At 74.2% G+C, this 19220-nt stretch carries 14 protein-coding genes; 11 read left to right on the forward strand and 3 right to left on the reverse strand.

Annotated features, from left to right (window positions below):
* The 3 genes from ACF1A1_RS37000 to ACF1A1_RS37010 form a co-directional block, all read left to right on the forward strand.
* On the forward strand, nucleotides 1-3903 hold a 3903-nt coding region (locus ACF1A1_RS37000), incomplete at its 5' end, for an RHS repeat-associated core domain-containing protein (protein ID WP_392006259.1).
* Nucleotides 3891-4379 carry a hypothetical protein gene (locus tag ACF1A1_RS37005; RefSeq protein ID WP_392006261.1) on the forward strand — a complete coding sequence of 163 codons (489 nt, stop codon included), beginning with the start codon at nucleotides 3891-3893 and terminating at the stop codon, nucleotides 4377-4379. The genes ACF1A1_RS37000 and ACF1A1_RS37005, both read left to right, overlap by 13 nt.
* A 243-nt stretch (nucleotides 4380-4622) precedes the next feature.
* A complete protein-coding gene (locus ACF1A1_RS37010) occupies nucleotides 4623-4901 on the forward strand; it encodes a GlsB/YeaQ/YmgE family stress response membrane protein (protein WP_365457452.1) in 279 nt (92 codons plus the stop codon).
* A 21-nt stretch (nucleotides 4902-4922) separates the two neighbouring features.
* On the opposite strand, the gene ACF1A1_RS37015 is transcribed toward ACF1A1_RS37010, so the two are convergent.
* From ACF1A1_RS37015 to ACF1A1_RS37025, 3 genes are all read right to left on the reverse strand, one after another.
* On the reverse strand, nucleotides 4923-5807 hold the full coding sequence (locus tag ACF1A1_RS37015) for a Gfo/Idh/MocA family protein (protein ID WP_392006262.1): 885 nt from the start codon (nucleotides 5805-5807) through the stop codon (nucleotides 4923-4925).
* A 110-nt stretch (nucleotides 5808-5917) separates the two neighbouring features.
* Complete coding sequence (locus tag ACF1A1_RS37020; protein ID WP_392006264.1) at nucleotides 5918-6145, reverse strand: hypothetical protein; 228 nt, start codon at nucleotides 6143-6145, stop codon at nucleotides 5918-5920.
* 67 nt (nucleotides 6146-6212) lie between these two features.
* Nucleotides 6213-7547 carry a diaminopimelate decarboxylase gene (locus tag ACF1A1_RS37025; RefSeq protein ID WP_392006367.1) on the reverse strand — a complete coding sequence of 445 codons (1335 nt, stop codon included), beginning with the start codon at nucleotides 7545-7547 and terminating at the stop codon, nucleotides 6213-6215.
* A gap of 453 nt (nucleotides 7548-8000) precedes the next feature.
* Here ACF1A1_RS37025 and ACF1A1_RS37030 point away from each other — a divergent pair, with 453 nt between their 5' ends.
* The 8 genes from ACF1A1_RS37030 to ACF1A1_RS37065 all read left to right on the forward strand — a co-directional run bounded on the left by ACF1A1_RS37030 (nucleotide 8001) and on the right by ACF1A1_RS37065 (nucleotide 19055).
* Entirely contained in the window at nucleotides 8001-8933 is a 933-nt protein-coding gene (locus tag ACF1A1_RS37030; RefSeq protein ID WP_392006266.1) for an alpha/beta hydrolase, read from the forward strand.
* Nucleotides 8934-9161: 228 nt separating this feature from the next.
* Nucleotides 9162-12140 (forward strand): LuxR C-terminal-related transcriptional regulator, encoded by a 2979-nt coding sequence (locus ACF1A1_RS37035; protein WP_392006268.1) that lies wholly within the window; start codon nucleotides 9162-9164, stop codon nucleotides 12138-12140.
* Between the two features lie 140 nt (nucleotides 12141-12280).
* Nucleotides 12281-13735: a PucR family transcriptional regulator gene (locus tag ACF1A1_RS37040; RefSeq protein WP_392006270.1), complete on the forward strand. Its 1455-nt coding sequence runs from the start codon at nucleotides 12281-12283 to the stop codon at nucleotides 13733-13735.
* Between the two features lie 315 nt (nucleotides 13736-14050).
* Nucleotides 14051-14833, forward strand: a complete 783-nt coding sequence (locus ACF1A1_RS37045) for an ABC transporter ATP-binding protein (protein ID WP_392006273.1) — start codon at nucleotides 14051-14053, stop codon at nucleotides 14831-14833.
* A 65-nt stretch (nucleotides 14834-14898) separates the two neighbouring features.
* Nucleotides 14899-15759, forward strand: coding sequence for an ABC transporter ATP-binding protein (locus ACF1A1_RS37050; RefSeq protein WP_392006369.1), 861 nt, complete (start codon nucleotides 14899-14901; stop codon nucleotides 15757-15759).
* Nucleotides 15756-16652 (forward strand): branched-chain amino acid ABC transporter permease, encoded by an 897-nt coding sequence (locus tag ACF1A1_RS37055; RefSeq protein WP_392006275.1) that lies wholly within the window; start codon nucleotides 15756-15758, stop codon nucleotides 16650-16652. The genes ACF1A1_RS37050 and ACF1A1_RS37055 overlap by 4 nt, the downstream gene beginning before the upstream one ends.
* Nucleotides 16645-17772 (forward strand): branched-chain amino acid ABC transporter permease, encoded by a 1128-nt coding sequence (locus ACF1A1_RS37060; protein ID WP_392006277.1) that lies wholly within the window; start codon nucleotides 16645-16647, stop codon nucleotides 17770-17772. The genes ACF1A1_RS37055 and ACF1A1_RS37060 overlap by 8 nt, the downstream gene beginning before the upstream one ends.
* Nucleotides 17769-19055, forward strand: a complete 1287-nt coding sequence (locus ACF1A1_RS37065) for an ABC transporter substrate-binding protein (protein ID WP_392006279.1) — start codon at nucleotides 17769-17771, stop codon at nucleotides 19053-19055. The genes ACF1A1_RS37060 and ACF1A1_RS37065 overlap by 4 nt, the downstream gene beginning before the upstream one ends.
* Nucleotides 19056-19220 lie beyond the last annotated feature (165 nt).

Here is a 19220-nt window from a genome sequence, read left to right on the forward strand (position 1 = left end):
TTCGTCCGCAGTGTCAATCCGCTGGACCCGTACAACATCACGCACCCGGCCGAGTACGCCACATCCCTCAACAGCCTGGCCGCGGGCCTGGTGGTCGCCGCGAACGACCCCGTCGGCACCGGCAAGCAGATGATCAGCGACTTCATGAAGGACCCCGCCGAGGGCTTCGGCCGGCTGATCCCCGACCTCGCGCTGACCGCCGCCACCGGCGGCGGCGGCGCCGCGGTGAAAGGCATCCGCATCGCGGAGGAGGCCGCCGACGCCGCACGGGCGCGCAACCTGGTCGACAACGCCCCCGACGGCACCCACAACCGCCCCGACGCGAGCCGCACCGTCGTCGGCACCGACCCGGTGGACCTCGCCACCGGCCGGATGTTCCTGCCCCAGACGGATCTCGTGCTGCCCGGTACGTTTCCGCTGACTTTCACCCGCCGCACCGAGTCCGGCTGCACGGCCGGACGGTTCTTCGGCCCGTCCTGGACCTCCACCGTCGACGAGCGTCTGGAGGTCGACGCGATCGGCGTCGTCCACGTCACCGCCGACGGGCTCCTGATCACCTACCCGCACCCCGCCCCCGGCGCGCCCACCCGCCCCGAGACCGGTGCCGCGGGCACACTCCTGGCCCGTGACGCCGACGGCGACTACACCGTCACCGACCCCGACAGTGGCCTGGTCCGCCATTTCACCGCGCCACCCCATGGCGAGCCGGGTGACGACGGCATCGCCTGGCTGGAGCGGGCCGAGGACCGCAACGGCAACTGGTGGGCCGTGGAACGCACCGAGGACGGCATCCCGCTCGCCCTGGCTTCCTCGGCGGGCCGGCGGGTGGCCATCGCCGTGGGCGACAGCCGGATCACCGCCCTGTCCCTGGCCGGCGCGGGCGAGGGCGGCGCGGACCTGCCCCTGATGCGCTACGGCTACGAGGACGGCAACCTCACCGCCGTCACCAAACCGTCGGGCGCCACCACCACCTTCGTCTACGACGACCGCCGCCGCGTCATCGCCTGGATCGACTCCAACGCAAGCCGCTACGACTACCTCTACGACGACCGCGACCGCGTCGTCGCCGAAGGCGGCGAAGCCGGCCACATCCAGATCACCCTCACCTACACCGAACCCGACCCCGAGACCGGCCACCGCACCACCACCCTCACCACCGCCGACGGGCGCACGACGCGCCACCTGATCGACAGCCGTTGCCGGATCCTCGCCACCACCGACCCGCTCGGCCACACCACACGCTTCGCCCACGACGGCCGCGGGAACACCCTGACCCGCACCGACCCGCTGGGCCGCACCACGTCCTTCACCTACGACGAGAACGGCCGGCTGATCACCGTCACACGGCCCGACGGAAGCGAACTGCGCACCGTGCGGGGCTCGTTCGGGCTGTCCACGGAGTTCCATGGGCCGGACGGCGCCCGCTGGCTCCAGGAGTTCGACGACCGCGGAAACCGTACCGCCGTCACCGACCCGGCGGGCTCCACCACCCGGTACACCTACGACGACCGGGGACGGCTCACCACGGTCACCGACGCCCTCGGCGCCACCACCACCGTGCGCTGCGACTCCGCCGGCCTGCCGGTGGAGGTGACCGACCCGTCCGGCGGCACCACCCGGCTGGAACGCGACGCTCTGGGCCGGACGGTCCGCATCATCGACCCGGTCGGCGGCGTCACGCGTCTCGAATGGGATGCGGACGGCAATCTCGCCCGCCGGGTCGGCCCCAACGGCTCCACCGAGTCGTGGGCCCACGACGGCGAGGGGAATCGCCTCACCCACACCGACCCGCTCGGCGGCGTGACCCGCTTCGAGTACACCCACTTCGACCTCCTCGCCGCCCGCACCCACCCCGACGGCGCCCGCTACGAGTTCGCGTACGACACCGACCTGCGGCTCGCCCAGGTCACCGACCCCCAAGGGCTCACCTGGTCGTACGAGTACGACAAGGCCGGCCGGCTGGTCTCCGAGACCGACTTCGACGACCGCACCCTCACCTACCGCTACGACGCCGCCGGGCAGCTCACCGCCCGGACCGACGCGCTCGGCGGTGTCGTCGCCTACGCCTACGACTTACTCGGCCGAGCGGTCCGCAAGGACGTCGCGGGCAAGGTGACCACGTATGCGTACGACCGGGCCGGACGCCTGCTGCGGGCAGCCGGACCGGACAGCGAGGTCGCCTACGTGTACGACCGTCGCGGGAGGATCAAGACCGAACTCGTCGACGGCCGCGCCATGAACTACGCCTACGACGCCCTGGGCCGCCGTACCCGCCGCGTCACCCCCACCGGCGTGGTCACCGCATACGGCTACGACGCGGTCGGCCGCCCCGCCCGGATGACCGTCGGCGGCCGCGAGATCTCCTTCACCCACGACGCGGCCGGCCGGGAACTCGAACGCGTCTTCGGCGGCACCCTCACCCTGGCCTCCGCCTGGGACGAGGCCGGCAGGCTCTCCTCCCAGCACGTGACGGCCGGCGAGCGCTCCCTCAACCACCGCCGCTACTCCTACCGCGCCGACGGCCATCTCGCCTCACTGTCCGACGCACTGTCGGGCTTGCGCACCTTCGATCTGGACGCCGCCGGCCGGGTCACCGCCGTCCACGCCCAGGACTGGACCGAGCGCTACGCCTACGACGCCGCCGGCAACCAGACCGAGGCATCCTGGCCCGCTTCCCACCCCGGCAACGAAGCCACCGGCCCGCGCACCTACACCGGCACCGCCGTCACCCGGGCCGGCACGGTCCGCTTCGAACACGACGCCCTCGGCCGGGTCACCCTGCGACAGAAGACACGCCTCTCGCGCAAGCCCGACACCTGGCGCTACGAGTGGGACGCCGAGAACCGCCTCACCTCCGTCGTCACACCCGACGGCACCCGCTGGCGCTACCGCTACGACCCCCTGGGCCGCCGCACCGCCAAGCAGCGACTCGCCGACAACGGCGGGAGAGTGGCCGAGGAGATCCGTTTCGCCTGGGACGGCACGACCCTGTGCGAACAGACGGTCCACACGCCGGACCTGCCACACGTGGTCGCCTTCACCTGGGACCACCGCGGCCTGGTCCCGCTGTCCCAGACGGAACGCCTCCTCACCCCGGACACCCGCCAGGAGGAGATCGACCGGCGGTTCTTCGCCATCGCCACCGACCTCGTGGGCACGCCCACCGAGCTGGTCGACGCGTCGGGCGAGATCACCTGGCGTGCCAGGAGCACCCTCTGGGGGACCACCGCCTGGACCCGTTCCAGTACGGCCTACACCCCGCTGCGCTTCCCCGGCCAGTACTACGACCCGGAGACCGGTCTCCACTACAACCTGTTCCGCCACTACGACCCGGAGACCGGCCGCTACACCTCCCCGGACCCCCTCGGCCTCGGACCCGCGCCGAACCCGGTCGCCTATGTGCACAACCCGTTCTCCGTCTGTGACCCGCTCGGCCTGTCGCCCTACTCGCGCTTCAAGGGCCTGGGCTGGCTGACCGAGAAGCAACTCGAACGCCCGGCATTCCGCTACCAGCGGCTCGTCACCGACCAGAGCTACGAGCAGCAGTGGATCCTGCCGGACGGCCGGGAGGTCCATGTCGACGGCGGTCCGCGGGACGGCTGGGTCACCGAGGCCAAGTGGACCGGCGGCGACAACCACGGCGAATGGGAGAAATCTCCGTACAATCCCGATTTCGAGTTCTATGACGAGAGTCGGATCACCACGCAGGCCGACAAACTGCTCGCCCTCAACGAGGATCTCGGGGGCAAGGGGGTCCGCTATATGGTGTCCAACGAATGGGGCGCCGCGCATGTGAACGAGGTGCTGTCCAAGGCCTTCCCCGAGGCCTACGCCAGCGGGCAGCTGAGGGCGTATCACGTGCCCGGCAACGGCATGAGTGGAATGAGTTCATGGCTGCAGTGACCGCAATGCTGGAAGAGCTTCGGGGCCTCGCCCCGCTGACCGCCGAGGGCGCGGCGGCGAGGTTCACGGCCCAGGAGTGGACGCCCGGGGGAAAGCCCCGCGACGGTGTGGAGACGTCCTGGCGCAAGGGCGGCATTCGGGGATGGATCCAGACGTTCCGCAGCGGGGCGGTCCGCGTCTCGTTCGCCGTCTGGATCCGTGACGTCGACGAGTCCGGCTACTTCGACGATCTGGACGCCGTCTACGAGCAGGGCGAGCAGGCGCTGGCCGGGTTCCTCCCCGAGATCGAGGACTCCCCGCTCGCCGGCCACCTCACCGAGGCCGAGCCGACGGCCGCGGACAAGGACGAGTTCATCGCCGTACGGAAGTGGACCCTCGACGGCCGGGTCCTGACCGCCGGTGTGGTACAGCAGGACACCGATCTTCCGGTGATGGTCGTGGCCGCGCTGGAGGAGCCCGCGCCCGCCTCGGCGTGAGGCGTTCCACCGGCAGCCCCGAGGTCCTGGCACTGCGTGTCCGTCCTCCTCACCGAGGGCGGGCCGCCGGCGGCCGGAAACCCCCGCCATCGCCTACCGGGCCGCACTCCACCCGGCGGCCCTCCTCATCCGGGCACGGCGCTGCCGAAGAGAATGGAGTTGGAGGGCCTTCGGCAGGTTTGCGGTTCCCGTGACCGTGCATTCGGGAGAGGTACACGTTTTCCGACGGACATGGGAGGAACCGTGGGCATCATCGCCTGGATTCTGATAGGTCTGCTCGCCGGTGCCATCGCCAAGCTGCTGCTGCCCGGGAAGGACCCGGGCGGCATCATCGTCACGATGCTCATCGGCATCGTCGGCGGTCTGCTCGGTGGCTGGCTGGGCAAGGTGATTTTCGGCGTGGACTCGATCGACGGGTTCTTCGACCTGTCCACCTGGATCGCCGCGATCGTCGGCTCGCTCATCCTGCTGGTCCTCTACCGGGCCGTCACCGGCAACCGGCGCACGCACCGGCACGCCTGACCGGCCGGGACCACCGCGTACTCAGCCGGCGCCGTCGGCCAGCAGGGCCTCGGCCTCGGCGAGTACCTCGGTGACCCGCAGGCCGAACGCCGCGTCGCACGCGTGCGGGCGGCCGTTCCGGGCCGCGGCGCCCAGCGCGTCCGCGGCCCGGCCGAAGGCGGTGACGGCGTCCGAGGAACTGTCCGGGAGCCGCACCACCCCGGCCTCGCCACGGATCTCGACGGCGGAACCCGACGCCGAGGGCGGAGCCGTCAGACTGAGCGTCAGAGTGCTGGAGGCACCACCGACGTGGTCCAGGACCACGTGCACCGTGTCCCCGGGCCCCCGCCCGGCGGCCGACACCCGGCGGACGTCACCCAGCACCGGAAGCAGCACGGACAGCGCGTGCGGTCCCACGTCCCACAGGGCGCCCTTCTCCCGGCGCCACGGCGTGGCGAACGGGCTGTCCTCCGTGAACACCGCCCCCAGCCACTGCGCGTGCCCCGTGAACCACCCACCCGCGGACATCTGTTCCGCTATCCAGGCCTCGGGCTCGGGCAGGAAGCGCGTGGTGAAGAAGACGACCGAGGCGACCCCCGCGTCCCGAGCGGCCCGCGTCACCGTCCGGGCCCCCGCCACCGTCGCGGCGACGGGCTTGTCGAGGAGAAGGTGACAGCCCGCCTCGGCGGCGCGTACCGCGAGGCCGGCCTGGACGTCCGGCGGGAGCGCGACCGCGACCGCGTCCACCTCCGCGAGCAGGGCGTCGACATCGTCGTAGGCCCGGGTGTCGTGACGGTCGGCCAGTTCCTTCGCGGCGGCGGGGCGGCGGCCCCACACTCCGGCGAAGTCGAGTCCTTCGTGCGTGCTCAGGGCGGGGGCGTGGACCATCCGGGCCCAGGGGCCGGTGCCGAGCAGACCGATGCGCATGTCGCTGACTCTCCCTGCTGCCGGAGGAGGTGACGGCCGACGCCGTGAGTGGCGCCGTCCGTGAGCGAGCCTCGCACACGGACGGCGCCGTCGGGGAGCCCGGGGGCCGGTCAGGCCGCCCGGGGCGCGGACCGGCCGTCGTCCGTGGCCGGCTCCCCGCTCTCGGTGTCGCCCCGGACCAGCCGCAGATGCCGCTTGCGGGCGGCATGCCGCGGCTTGGCCGGGGCGGGGGTGAACAGACGGTCCTCGACGCGGTCCATGACCACGAGCAGGACGGACAGCAGCGGCAGCAGCAGTACGGCGACCCACAGCACGGTGTTCTCCTCGTCAGCGGACACGGTCCGGGTGCTCCGAATCGCGCCACTGATGCCTGGGAACGCCGTGAACGTCGTCCCGGACGTGACGTCAGGGCGTCGAAGGCGCCGCGAAGCCGGTCAGCAGCGCGTCCGCCCGGTCCAGCCCGCTCTCCACGGAGATCTCCCGCACCGACTGCGGGGGACGGACCGTGGCGAACCCGACCCGCCCGTCGCGCACCAGACACCCGTACACACCGGGCCGGGGCAGGCTGTTGTACGCCCACGGCGCCGAGAAGTAGTAGGCGCCCGTGTCGTGCAGGACGACCAGGTCGCCCTCGGCGAGTTCGGGCAGTTCGCGCTCGTGCGCCACGACGTCCCCGGCGAAACAGAGGGGTCCGGCGACGTCCTGCCGCAAGGGGGGCGTCCGCTTCGGCGTGCCGTCCGGGCCGTGCGCCGACACCCGCAGCGGCCAGGCGCCCGGCATCAGCACGGTGCGGGTGGCGACCTGCGCGCCGGCGTGGGTGACGGCGATACGGCGGTCGCCCGCGTCCTTGACGTACTCCACGCGGGCCGCGAGGAAGCCGTTCTTGGCGAGCAGGGAGCGGCCGAACTCGGTGACGATCTGGTAGCGGCCGTCCAGCAGGGCCGGTTCGGCGGCGGTGAGCGCGGCGACGTAGTCGGCGTACGTGGGGGTGACGGTGTCGTCGGTGAAGTTCACCGGGAGGCCGCCGCCCAGGTCGAGGCTGGTGATCTGCCGGTGGCCCACGCGGGCGTCGATCTCCTCGGCGAGGAGGTGGAGGGCGGCGAGGCCCTCGGCGATCAGGGACAGCGGGCAGCCCTGCGAGCCGACGTGCGCGTGCAGCCGGGTCAGCCACGGCCGCCGCGCGACGGCCTCGACGACCCGGGCGCGGGCACCGGGATCGCGCAGCGCCACCCCGAACTTGGCGTGCTCCGTCGCGGTGCTCATCGCCCCGATGGTCCCGCTGCCGACCTGCGGGTTGACCCGCAGGCCGATGACGGACGCGCAGTCCGCCGGGCGCAGCGCGTCGACGCGTTCGAGCTCGGCGAGGTTGTCGGCGTTGACCGCGACCCCGAGGGCGAGGGCCTCGCGGATCTCCTGGCGGGTCTTCGCGGGGGAGTCCAGCACGATCCGGCCCGGCTCGAAACCGGCGTCCAGCGCCAGCCGCAGCTCGCCGGGGCTCGCCACCTCGCAGCCCATCCCGGTGTCGGAGAGCAGCCGCAGCACGGGCACCAGCGCGCAGGCCTTGGCCGCGAAGGTGTGCAGCACGTCCGGGACCCGCGCGAACGCCTCGTGCAGACCGGCGACGCTGTCACGCACGCCCTGGACGTCGACGAATCCGGCCAGCGGCCGCTCCTCGCCGAGCAGCCCGTCGGCGACGGCCTGGCGCACGACGGGCGCGACACGCGAGGCACTGTTCCCGATCGCCGTGTCGACAGTGTTCTCGACGGCGTCGACGACGGTGTTCTCGTGGGCGGTCTCAAGGGCGTTCGCGTGGGCGTTCTCAAGGGCGTTCTCGATGGGGGACGACACGTCCTGGTCTCCTTCGGTGCGCCGACGACGGGCGGTCGACTCCAGGTTCGCCCCTGCACGGGCCGTACGTCTCCGGCGGCTCGCGCACAACGACGACCGGGCGCCTCGAACTGGCGTACGGCAGGCGCGGGTCCTGGCGGGCTGCCGCCCTCCGCGGGATGCCGCCGCCCGCCGGACTCCCGCCGTTCGGGAGACCTCGTGTCGTCCGGCGGACCGTCCGTCGTCCGGAAGACCGGTGACATTGCCGGTCCCCGCACCCCGTCCTCCCTCCGACAGTGGCACCGCCAGCCCGTCAACGGGCCCGCCCGGCCGGGCGGGCCGTCGCGACAGAGAGGACGACTCGTCGTGCAGCAGCAAGCGCGCACCGGTGCCGCCCACCGCGTGTCCACCGGTTCCCCCCACCGCAGGCCCGGCCGGATCGCCGGCCTGGCGACGGCGATCGCCGCGGTCGTCGGCCTCACCACCCTCAGCGGCCCCGGGGCGCACGCCGCGGACAACCCCTACGAGCGTGGCCCGGCGCCGACCACCGCGAGCATCGAGGCGGTGCGGGGCCCGTACGCCGTCTCGCAGACCTCGGTCTCCTCGCTCTCCGTCACCGGCTTCGGCGGAGGCACCGTCTACTACCCCACCAGCACCGCCGACGGCACCTTCGGAGCGGTCGCCATCTCACCCGGCTACACCGGCACCCAGTCGTCCATCGCCTGGCTGGGACCGCGCCTGGCCTCCCAGGGCTTCGTCGTCTTCACCATCGACACCAACACCACGCTGGACCAACCCGACTCCCGCGGCCGCCAGTTGCTCGCGGCCCTGGACTACCTCACCCAGAGCAGCTCCGTCCGCGGCCGGATCGACGGCACCCGGCTCGGCGTCATGGGCCACTCCATGGGCGGCGGCGGCAGCCTCGAGGCCGCCAAGACACGACCCTCCCTCCAGGCCGCGATCCCGCTGACGCCGTGGAACCTCGACAAGACCTGGCCCGAGATCAGCACGCCCACCCTCATCGTCGGGGCCGACGGCGACACGATCGCGCCCGTGTCCAGCCACGCCGAGCCGTTCTACACCAGCCTGCCGTCCGCCCTGGACCGTGCCTACCTGGAGCTGAACGGCGCCACCCACTTCACCCCGAACACGTCGGACACGACGATCGCGAAGTACAGCATTTCGTGGCTGAAGCGCTTCATCGACAACGACACCCGCTACGAGCAGTTCCTGTGCCCGCTGCCCCGGCCGAGCCTGACGATCGAGGAGTACCGGGGCAACTGCCCGCACACCTCGTGACGCCGTACCGCTGAACCGCCGTACTCCGGCGAGCGGCGGCCGCGCATCCCGCGCGGCCGCCGCCGTCGTTGTGCGCGTGCACGCCACGGGCGGCCGGGCGTTGGGCAGCGGCACAAGCCGCATTCCGCCCGTCATCCGCGAACGTCCAGCTCACAGCCGCGAAGTGCCTCCCCCGCAGCGTGGAGGCACACCTTCCGCCCTTCGTTACGCGTGCGTAACGTCGCGGGAATGACCGGACAGACGACCGTGCAGGGCGGGTACGTACGGGCCGTGACCGGCGAACCCGGTGGTGGACGCACGTGGTTCCTCGACTCCGCGGCCCGCTCCTTCTCCGACGCAGCCGCAGCCGGAGCCGGAGCCGCCAGAACCGCCGGAGCCGTGGTGCGCGTCCGCGCCGATCCGGCGCGGACGGCCGTCCCCGGCAGCGGTCTGCGCACACTGCTGCGCGCCCTCGGCGAGGTCACCGGGCGCACCCCCACCGGCTCGTCGGGCGGGGCACTGCTCGACGCGCTGCGCGCCGCCCCGCCCCCCTTGCTGGTGTGCGTCGACGACGCGCACCTGTGGGACGCCCCCTCCCGTGCCGCCCTGGGACACGCCGCCGCACGCCTGCGCGGCACGGCGCACGTGAGCCTGCTCCTCAGCATCCCCGGACACCGCCCGCCCGACCCGGAGTTCGCCGGGCTGCCCCTGCTGCGGGTGGATCCGCTGTCCCCGGAGGAGGCGGCCGCCCTGGTGGACGAGGCGACGGGCGGGACCGTCGACGCGGGCGTACGGGACGACGTGGTCGACGCGGCCGAGGGCAACCCGGCGCTGCTGCTGGCCGTCGTGCGGCGGCTCACGCCCGCCCAGTTGCGGGGTGAGCGCCGGCTGCCGCTCCCGCTGGCCGACGGCGAGGTGCTGACCGGCGTGGTCGGCGGACACCTGTCCGGGGCGACGCCCGGGCAGCACGACGTCCTGCTGACGGTGGCGGCCGCCGTACGGGACGCCGGGAACGCCTGGAGCACGGGGTATGCGGAGGGCACGGAGCACGCCTCCGTCGACGTACGGCTCGTCCTCCGCGCGGTGGAGCACCTCCGCGCCGACGGACCTCCGACCCCCGGCGAGCCGCTTCCGGACCTGCTCGTGGCGGCCGACGGCGCGGTGCGGTTCCGCAGTGAGCTGCTGCGCCGGGCGGTGTACGCGGGGGCCACGGCCGGGCGGCGCCGGGCCGTGCACCGGGCGCTGGCCCGGGCCATGGAGGGCGAGGGCCCGGCGCTCCGTGCGCTGCTGCACCGGGCGTGGGCGGGGTCGGGGACGGCGGCCGAACTGGCGGCCGCGGCGGCCGATCCGGCCGACTCCGCCCCGCGCGAACTGCGGTGCGCCGCGTACGTCAGGGCCGCGGAGCTGGCCGGCGACGCGCCCCGGCGCGCCGAGTGGTACACGGCCGCCGCCGAACAGGCCCTGCTCGCCGGGCGCTCGCACCGGGCGTCACGACTGCTCGACGCGGCCCGGACCGACGGGGCCCCCGCCCACGTGCGGGGCCGCGCCGAACTGCTGCGCGGTATCACGGTGCTGCACGACGGGCCGGTCGACGAGGCCCGGGCCTCCCTGCTGCTCGCCTCCTCGCTGCTGGCCGAGCGAGCCGCCGAACAGGCGGAGACCGCGGCTCTCGCCGCCTCGGACGCCGCGTGGACGGCCGGCGACCCGGCCGGCTGCCTGCACGCCCTGAGCCACACCACGGGCATGGCCACGGGAAGCGGCGGGTCCGGGTCCGGGGCCGGGCCGGTCGGAAGGGGCGGGGCCGGGCCTGGGCCGGTGGGAAGCGGCGGGGCCGGGCCTGGGCCGGTGGGAAGCGGCGGGGCCGGGTCCGGGCCGGTGGGAAGCGGTGAAACCTTGATGGGCCCAGGGCCGGTGCGAAGCGGCGAGGCCGTGACAGGGCCCGGGCCCTGTCACGGGGCCGGGGGCAGTGGCGAGGCCGGGGGCATGGTGAGGGGCGGGGGTGAGGTCAAGGGCGTGTCGGTGGTCCGTGACTATCGGTGCGGGCTGCGCGCGCTGCTCGGCGGGGACTTCCGGGCGGCGGCGGAGTCGCTGCGGCGTGTGGTGGAGGGTGCGGAGGCGAGCGACGAGCCGGAGGAGGCCCTGCGCGCGGCGGGGGCGGCGCTGATGCTCGGCGACCTCGACGCCGGGCGCCGGGCCGCAGCCCGGGCGCTGGCCGCAGCCCGCACCCTCGGCACCGCCGCGGCGGTCCCCCGGGCACGCGAGTACCTCGCCTACGTCGAACTGCGCGCCGGCCGGCACGCCCTCGCCCGCACCCACGCCGAGCAGGGCCTGCGCGCCGCGCACCTCGCCCGGCAGCGCAACACGGCCGCCCACCACCACGCCGTGCTGGCACTGGCCGCGTCCATCGAGGGGGAGACCGACCTGGTCGCCGGACACGTGGCCGCAGCGTCGGCCACCGCCCGGCGCCACGGCCTCGCCCAGGCCGCGACCCTCGCGCAGTGGGCGGCGGCCCGGGCCGACCTGGGCCGCGGCCGGCCCCGGGAGGCCGCGGACCGGCTGGGACCGCTGGTGCGGCCGGGCCCCCGGCGCGGGCACTTCGCGGTGTGGATGCTCGCCGTCCCCTGCTTCGTGGAGGCCGCCGTGTCCGCCGGACACCCCGACGGCGCCCACGCCGTCGTCGAGGACTTCGCCCGATGGGCCGGCTTCGGCGCCGACCCGCAGGCCCCCGCCCAACTGCTGCGCTGCCGCGCCCTTCTGGCCGCGCCGGAGCGGGCCGACGCGCTCTACCGGCACGCCCTCGACCTGCACGAAGCGGCGGGCGGCGACTTCGAACGGGCCCGCACCGAACTCCTCCACGGCAAGTGGCTGCGCCGCCGGCGCCGGCTCGCCGAGGCACGCGAGCGCCTCGGCGCCGCCCTGGTCGGCTTCGAGCGCTGCGGCGCCCGCGCCTGGGCGGAGCAGACCCGGGGCGAGTTGCGGGCCAACGGCGTCTCCTCGAGCGGGACCCGGCCCGGCGCCGGCCTGTCCCTGCTGACGCCGCAGCAACTGCGTATCGCCCGGTGCGTCGCCGACGGCGCCACCAACCGGGAGGTCGCCCTGATCCTGTCCGTCAGCACCCGCACCGTGGACTACCACCTGCGGAAGGTCTTCGCCGCGCTCGGCGTGCGCTCCCGCGTGGAACTGGCCCGGCTGGTCGAACAAGCCGAAAAGAGCGGTGCACACCCCTAGGGACCGACCGGACGGTATGCCATCCTGCGGGGCAGGACGAGCCGGCCGGCGGGACGGCGCGGACTCCCCGGCCCACCCGGTGCCGGCCGGAGCCCCGCCGTGCGGGGCCGTCGGCACACCGACCCCGGGGGAGGCCCGCGATGCACCACGCCCTACGGCCAAGAACAGTGCTGCGCCCCACACCGGCGGGGCCGGCGGGACCAGCGGGACCGGCTCCCCGGCCCCGCCCGCCGCGCGTCCGCTCGTTGATCGACGCCGACGCCCTGGACGTCCTGCACCGCGCCGCCCGGATCCTCCTGGACGACCTGCCCGACCTCACCGACGGGCTGGTCGCCGCACTCCAGGAACAGGAACCCGCCTACCGCGCGGCCGTGGAGAGCGACCCCGCCGCCACCTGGCAGGAGGTCCACCGCTCGCTGCGGCACAGCGTGGCCTCACTGCTCGACCCGCGCGGCAACCGGGACGCGGCGCGCCGCTGCTCCTGGAAGATCGGGGCGACCCGCGCCGAACAGGGCCTGCCGCTGGACGCCCTGCTGCACGCGTTCCGCCTCGGCGGTTCCCTGGTCTGGCAGCGCCTGGTCGAGGAGACCTCCCGGACCGCCCCCGAGGACGTACGCCTCCTCGTGCACGTCGCCACCGACGTGTGGAACTTCGTCGACGAGCACTGCACGCTCGTCGCGGACGCCTACCGGCAGGTCGAACGGCAGCTGGCCTGGCGGCGCGAGAACCGGCTGCGGCTGCTGGCCGCAGCCCTCCTCGACGGCACCAGCCGCATCGCCGACCTGCCGGAGACCGCCGAGGCGCTGGACCTGCCCGAGCAGGGCCGCTACGCGGTCGTGGCGGTGGCCGGCGGCTCCCCGTCCGAGGCCGCGGCGGCCCGCGCCGCCGCCGGGCGGGGGACGCGGGTGCACTGGCACACGGGCGTGGAGGTGGACTACGGAATCGTCCTGCTCGGCGACGGCGACGGCGTCGGCGTCGGTGACGGCGACCGTGAGGGTCACGCCAACGGCCGCGGCGACGCCAACGGCCACGGCCACGGCCACGCCGGCGGCCACGGCCCCGGCGGCCACGGCCACGGCCACGGCCACGGCCACGGTGATGGCCACGGTGATGGCGTCGGCGGCAGGGCCGGCGGGAAAACGGGCGGGGAACCGCGCGGCGGCGGCCCGTCCTCGGGTGCGCGGGTGGGGATCAGTACGGCCGTGTCGGGACTGGCCGCCGTCGGTGACGCCCGCCGGCTCGCGGACACGGCGCTGCGCATGTGCCCGCGGACCGGTGGCACCATCCGGCTGACCGAGCACCTCCCCGCGGCCCTGGCGATCTCCTCACCCGACCTCGCCGCCGCCCTCGCCGAGCGCGTCCTCGGCCCGCTGCGCGCCCTGGAACCCGCCGACGCGGCCGTCCTGCTGGACACGCTGGCCACCTGGCTGGCCTGCGACGGCTCCGCGCAGCGGGCGGGGGAGCGGCTGTACTGCCACCGCAACACCGTCCTCAACCGCCTCCGCCGCTACGAGCAGCTGACGGGCCGCTCCCTGTCCCGCCCGGCCGACGTGGTGGAGATCAGCCTGGCGCTGGCGACACGGATCGCTCACTGAAGACCGGGAGGACCGGGAGGACCGGGGGGACCGGGAGGACCGGGAGGACCGGAAGGGCCGGGAGGACCGGGAGGACCGGAAGGGCCGGGAGGACCGGGAGGACCGGAAGGGCCGGGAGGAACAGGAAGAACAGAAGGAACAGGAGGAACGGGACCGTCCCGGCCTCATGGGCACCCGCACAACCCTGCCCCGCCCGCACTGGGCCCGCGCAGCGAGCCCGCCCCGGCGCCTGTACCGGCCCGTCACCCGCGTGCTGTCGTGAGCTCCCCTTCCACCGAAGCGCCGTGCCGCGCGGCACGGACCCGAGGAGCCGCGATGCCCGAAGCACCCCCGCAGGACCCGCCCGCGCTGCACGTCGAAGGCCTGGACGTGACGTACGGGCGGGCCCTGTCAGCCTTGCGCTCCGTGTCCCTGACCGTCCCGCCCGGCGCGGTCGTCGCGCTGCTCGGCGCGAACGGCGCCGGCAAGTCCACGCTGCTGCGGGCCCTCTCGGGCACCCTGCGCCTGCACCGCGGCACCGTCACCGCCGGCCGGGTCCGCTACGGCGGGACCACCCTCGACGGACGCGATCCGGTCGCCGCGGTCCGGGCCGGCGTCGTCCAGGTCCCCGAGGGCAGACGGGTCTTCGCCGGGCTCACCGTCGAGGAGAACCTGCGCACCGGCGGCCTGGGCCTGAGCCGACGCGAGCCCGCCCTGGTCCGGGAGGCCCGCGACCGGGTGTACGGCCTCTTCCCCGTGCTCGCCGAACGCGGCCGCCAGGCCGCCGGCCTGCTGTCCGGGGGTGAACAGCAGATGCTCGCCATCGGCCGCGCCCTGATGGCCGCCCCGCGTCTGCTCCTGCTCGACGAACCCTCCCTCGGTCTGGCCCCCCGCATGGTGGTCCGGATCGCCGAGGTGATCCGTGAGATCAACGCACAGGGCACGGCCGTCCTGCTGGTCGAGCAGAACGCCGGGATGGCGCTGTCCCTCGCCGACCACGCGTACGTCCTCGACGTGGGCGAGATCCGGCTGTCCGGGCCCGCCGACGAACTGGCGCAGAGCGACGCGGTACGCCGCCTCTACCTCGGCGAGACGACCGGCGACCAGGGGGCCGCGTGAACATCCGCTCCACCGGCCGTATCACCGGCCGCACCACAGGCCGTACGGCAGCCCGCTCCGCCGACGTGCTCACCGACCGCCGCCCGGCACCGCCCCCCGAGCTCCGCGTCCGCGACGTCACCGTGCGCTTCGCCGGCCTCACCGCTCTCGACACGGTGTCCTTCACCGTCGCGCCCGGCTCGGTGCACGCCCTCATCGGACCCAACGGCGCCGGCAAGTCCACCTGCTTCAACGTCCTGTCGGGCCTGTGCCGTCCGGCCTCCGGGCAGGTCCTGCTCGGCGACACCGAGCTGACGGGGCTCGCCCCGCACCGGATCGCCGCGCTGGGCGTGGCCCGCACCTTCCAGAACATCGTCACCACCGAGGGCACGGTCGCCGACAACCTGATGCTCGGCCGGCACGCCCTCTCCCGCGCCGGTTTCACCGCGAGCGCCCTGCGCCTGCCGAGCGCCGTGCGCGAACAGCGCGAGCACCTCGACCGGGCCCGCGAGATCGCCGGACTCACCGGTCTCGCCGACCACTTCGACACCCCCGTGGCCCTGCTGTCGTACGGCGATCGCAAGCGCGTCGAACTCGCCCGCGCCCTGTGCCTGGAACCCCGCGTGCTGCTGCTCGACGAGCCCGTGGCCGGCATGAACGGCGCCGAACGGGCCCGTACGGCGGAGGTCGTGCACACGGTCCGCGAGCGACTCGGCCTGTCCGTCCTGCTCGTGGAGCACGACATGGGCCTGGTCATGCGCCTCGCCGACGAGGTCACGGTCCTCGACTTCGGCCGCCCCCTCGCCCACGGCACCCCCGAGGAGATCCGCCGCCACCCCGAGGTCCTGCGCGCGTACCTCGGCACCGGAGCACCCGAGGAGGAGGACGCCGAAGCCCCCGACAGCGGGACCGACGCCCCGCCCTCCGGGGAGGACGACGCCCGATGACCACCTTCCTCGACACCCTCCTCAACGGTCTCGCCCTGGGCGCCGTCTACGCCCTCGTCGCCCTCGGCTTCGTCGTCATCTTCAAGGCCTCCGGCGTCCTCAACTTCGCCCACGGCTCCCTGCTCCTGCTCGGCGGCTACCTCGTCGCCGTCCTCCACGACGACCTGGGCTTCGCCGGCGCCCTCGCGGTGGCCGTCCTGGCGACCGCGGCCGTCGCCGGAGCCCTGGACCGGCTGCTGCTGCAACGCGGCGACCCCGACCCGAAGGCCGCCCACGTGCAGACGATCGTCACCATCGGCGTGGACATCGTCCTGCTGACCGACCTGGCCCGGCGCATCGGCGGCGACCTGCTCACCCTGGGCGACCCCTGGGGCGACGCGGTGACCGGCCTCGGCCCGGTGACCGTCGCCGACAGCCGGCTCGCCGCGATCGCGGTCTCCGCCGTCGTCATCGGCGCGGTCTTCGCCCTGTTCCGGTTCACGCCGTGGGGACTGTCCCTGCGGGCCGCGGCCGAGGACGTGGAGGCGGCCGCCCTCATGGGCGTCCGGCTGACCCGGGTGCGCATGCTCGCCTGGTGCCTGGCCGGCGGCCTGGCCGCCCTCGCCGCCGTGTTCCTCGCCGCCTTCCCGGCGCCCGGCCTGGAACGCACCACCGGCCAGATCGCCCTCAAGGCCTTCCCCGCGGCGATCCTCGGCGGCATAGCCTCCCCGCCCGGCGCCCTCGCCGGCAGCCTGATCATCGGCCTGACCGAGGCGCTCGTCGCCGGCTACCAGTCCGAACTGCACGTCCTCGGCGAGGGGTTCGGCGACGTCGCGCCGTACGCGGTGATGGTCGTGGTGCTGCTGGTGCGGCCCACCGGACTGTTCGGCGCGAAGGGAGCGGTCCGTGTCTGAGCTGCTCCCCAAGGCGGCCCGCCTCCTGCTGCCCGCCCTCGTCCTGTGCGCCCTGCCCTTCTACCTGGACGCCTTCTGGCTGCGCATCGGCCTGTTCTCGATGGCCGCGGCCATCGGCGCCGTCGGCCTCGGCCTGCTCTCCGGCACCGCGGGCCAGCTCTCCCTCGGCCACGCCTTCTTCCTCGCCGTGGGCGCCTACGGCTACACCTGGCTGGCCGGCGAGCCCGGCCCGGCACTGCCCCCGGCCCTCGCCGCCGTCCTGGCCGTCCTGCTGGCCGGCGCCGCGGGCGGCCTGTTCAGCCCCGTCGCCGGGCGGGTCCGCGGCATCTACCTGGGCGTCGCCACGCTCGCCCTGGTCTTCCTCGGCCACCACCTGCTGCTGACCGCCGACTCGGTCACCGGCGGCTTCAACGGCCGTTCCGTCCCCCCGCTCACCCTGGGCGGCTTCGGGTTCACCGCCGACGATCCCCAACTCACCGTTCTCGGCGTGCCGTTCGGCGCGGAGGAACGCCTGTGGTACCTCGGCCTCGCCCTGTTCGCGCTCACCTGGTTCACCGCGCGCGGCCTGCTGCGCGGCCGCCCCGGACGGGCCCTGGCCGCCCTGCGCGACAGCGAGACCGCGGCGGCCGTGATGGGCGTGAACGTCGCCCGGCACCGCTCGGCGGCCTTCGTCGTGTCGTCGATGTACGCCGGCCTGGCCGGCGTCCTCCTCGCCCTGTCCTTCCGCCGGGTCGTCCCCGACTACTTCGGGCTCGCCCTCTCCGTCGACTACCTCGCCATGATCGTGATCGGCGGGCTCGGCTCCGTCGCCGGCGCCACCGCGGGCGCCGTCTTCGTCACCGCGCTGCCCCTGCTGATGACCCGCTACGCCGACCAACTGCCCCTGGTCGCCGCCCCCGGCACCGGCGGCGAGGGCGCGGTCGGCCCGACCGAGGCGGCCCGTTACCTCTACGGCGCCGCCATCGTCCTCGTCCTGCTGTACGCGCCCGACGGACTGCACGGACTGATCCGCCGCGTCCGCGCCCGCCTGCGCCCCGGCCGGTCCCCGGACCGCGCTTCCGCCGCCCTTCCCTCCGCCTCCCCCGCCGAACCCGCACGAGCCAAGGAGCCCACCCCGTGAACACCGAGCACCACCACAGACACCGCACCCCCGGCACCGCCCTCGCCGCGGCCCTGACCGCGCTGCTGATCGCGGCCACCGGCTGCAGCTCCAAGGCGGACGGCGGCAGCACCTCCGACGACGCCGACGCTGGCGGCGTCAAGTCCGGGCCGGGCGTGAGCGCGAAGACCATCCGGCTCGGCGCCCTCACCGATCTGACCGGCCCCTACGCCACCCTCGGCAAGAGCATCGTGCAGGCCCAGCAGATGTGGGCCGACGAGACCAACGCCGACGGCGGCATCTGCGGCCGCAAGGTCGAGATCGTCGTCAAGGACCACGGCTACGACGTGCAGAAGGCGGTCACCGCCTACGCCGACATCGCCCCCGACGTCGTCGCCCTGCCCCAGGTCATCGGGTCGCCCGTCGTCGCGGCCCTGCTCGACGACATCGAACGCGACCACCTGCTCACCTTCCCGCAGGCCTGGGCGGCGTCCCTGCTGGGCAAGGACTCCATCCAGGTCCTCGGCACCACCTACGACGTCGACATGATCGCCGCGGTCGACTTCCTCACCCGCACCAAGGGCCTCGCCCAGGGCGACACCGTCGGCCACGTCTACTTCGAGGGCGACTACGGCGCCAACGCGCTCGAAGGCTCCACCTGGGCCGCGAAGAAGGCCGGCCTGAACATCGTCGGCCAGAAGATCAAGGCGACGGACACCGACCTCTCCGCGCAGGTCACCGCGTTGAAGAAGGCCGGCGCGAAGGCGATCCTGATCAGTGCCGGACCCGCCCAGACGGCCTCCCTGGTCGGTGTCGCCGCCTCCCGCGGCCTGCGCGTCCCCGTCGTCAGCAACGCCCCCGGATTCGCCCCGCAGCTCATGAAGACCCCCGCGGCACCGGCCCTCGAAGCCATGCTGCACGTGGTCAGCGCCGCGCCGGCCGTCAGCTCCGACATCCCCGGCGTCGAGCACATGGTCACCGCGTACGAGAAGAAGTACCCCGGCTCCCAGGTCGACTCCGGGGTGCTGTCGGGCTACAACGCCGCCCATCTGCTGGGCGCCGGCCTGGAGAAGGCCTGCGCGGCCGGCAGCCTCGCCCGCGAGGACGTGGTCGAGGCGCACCGCTCCCAGAAGAACGCCGACACCGGGCTCGGCACGCCGCAGGACTTCTCCGACGTCTCCCGGCCCGCCTCGCTGTCGACGTACGTGCTGAAGCCCGACGGGAAGGCGACCGGCGGCCTGGTCGGCGTCGAGGACGCGCACCGCGCGCCGGGAGTGGAGGAGTACCTGAAGACCCGTTCGTGAGCAGGGGCCCGGATTCAGCGGCCACGCTGCTGAATGTGTTCGCTTTCTTCCATTGGACCTCCGTCCACGGCCGGGCCAGGCTGGAGTGACTGAGTCCGGTGCGCCGCAACCACCTCCTGGCGCACCGGACTTCCCTGGTTCCCGCGACAGCCGGAAAGAGGTCAC

The sequence above is a fragment of the Streptomyces sp. NPDC014995 genome (genome assembly GCF_043080745.1).
Lineage (GTDB): Bacteria > Actinomycetota > Actinomycetes > Streptomycetales > Streptomycetaceae > Streptomyces.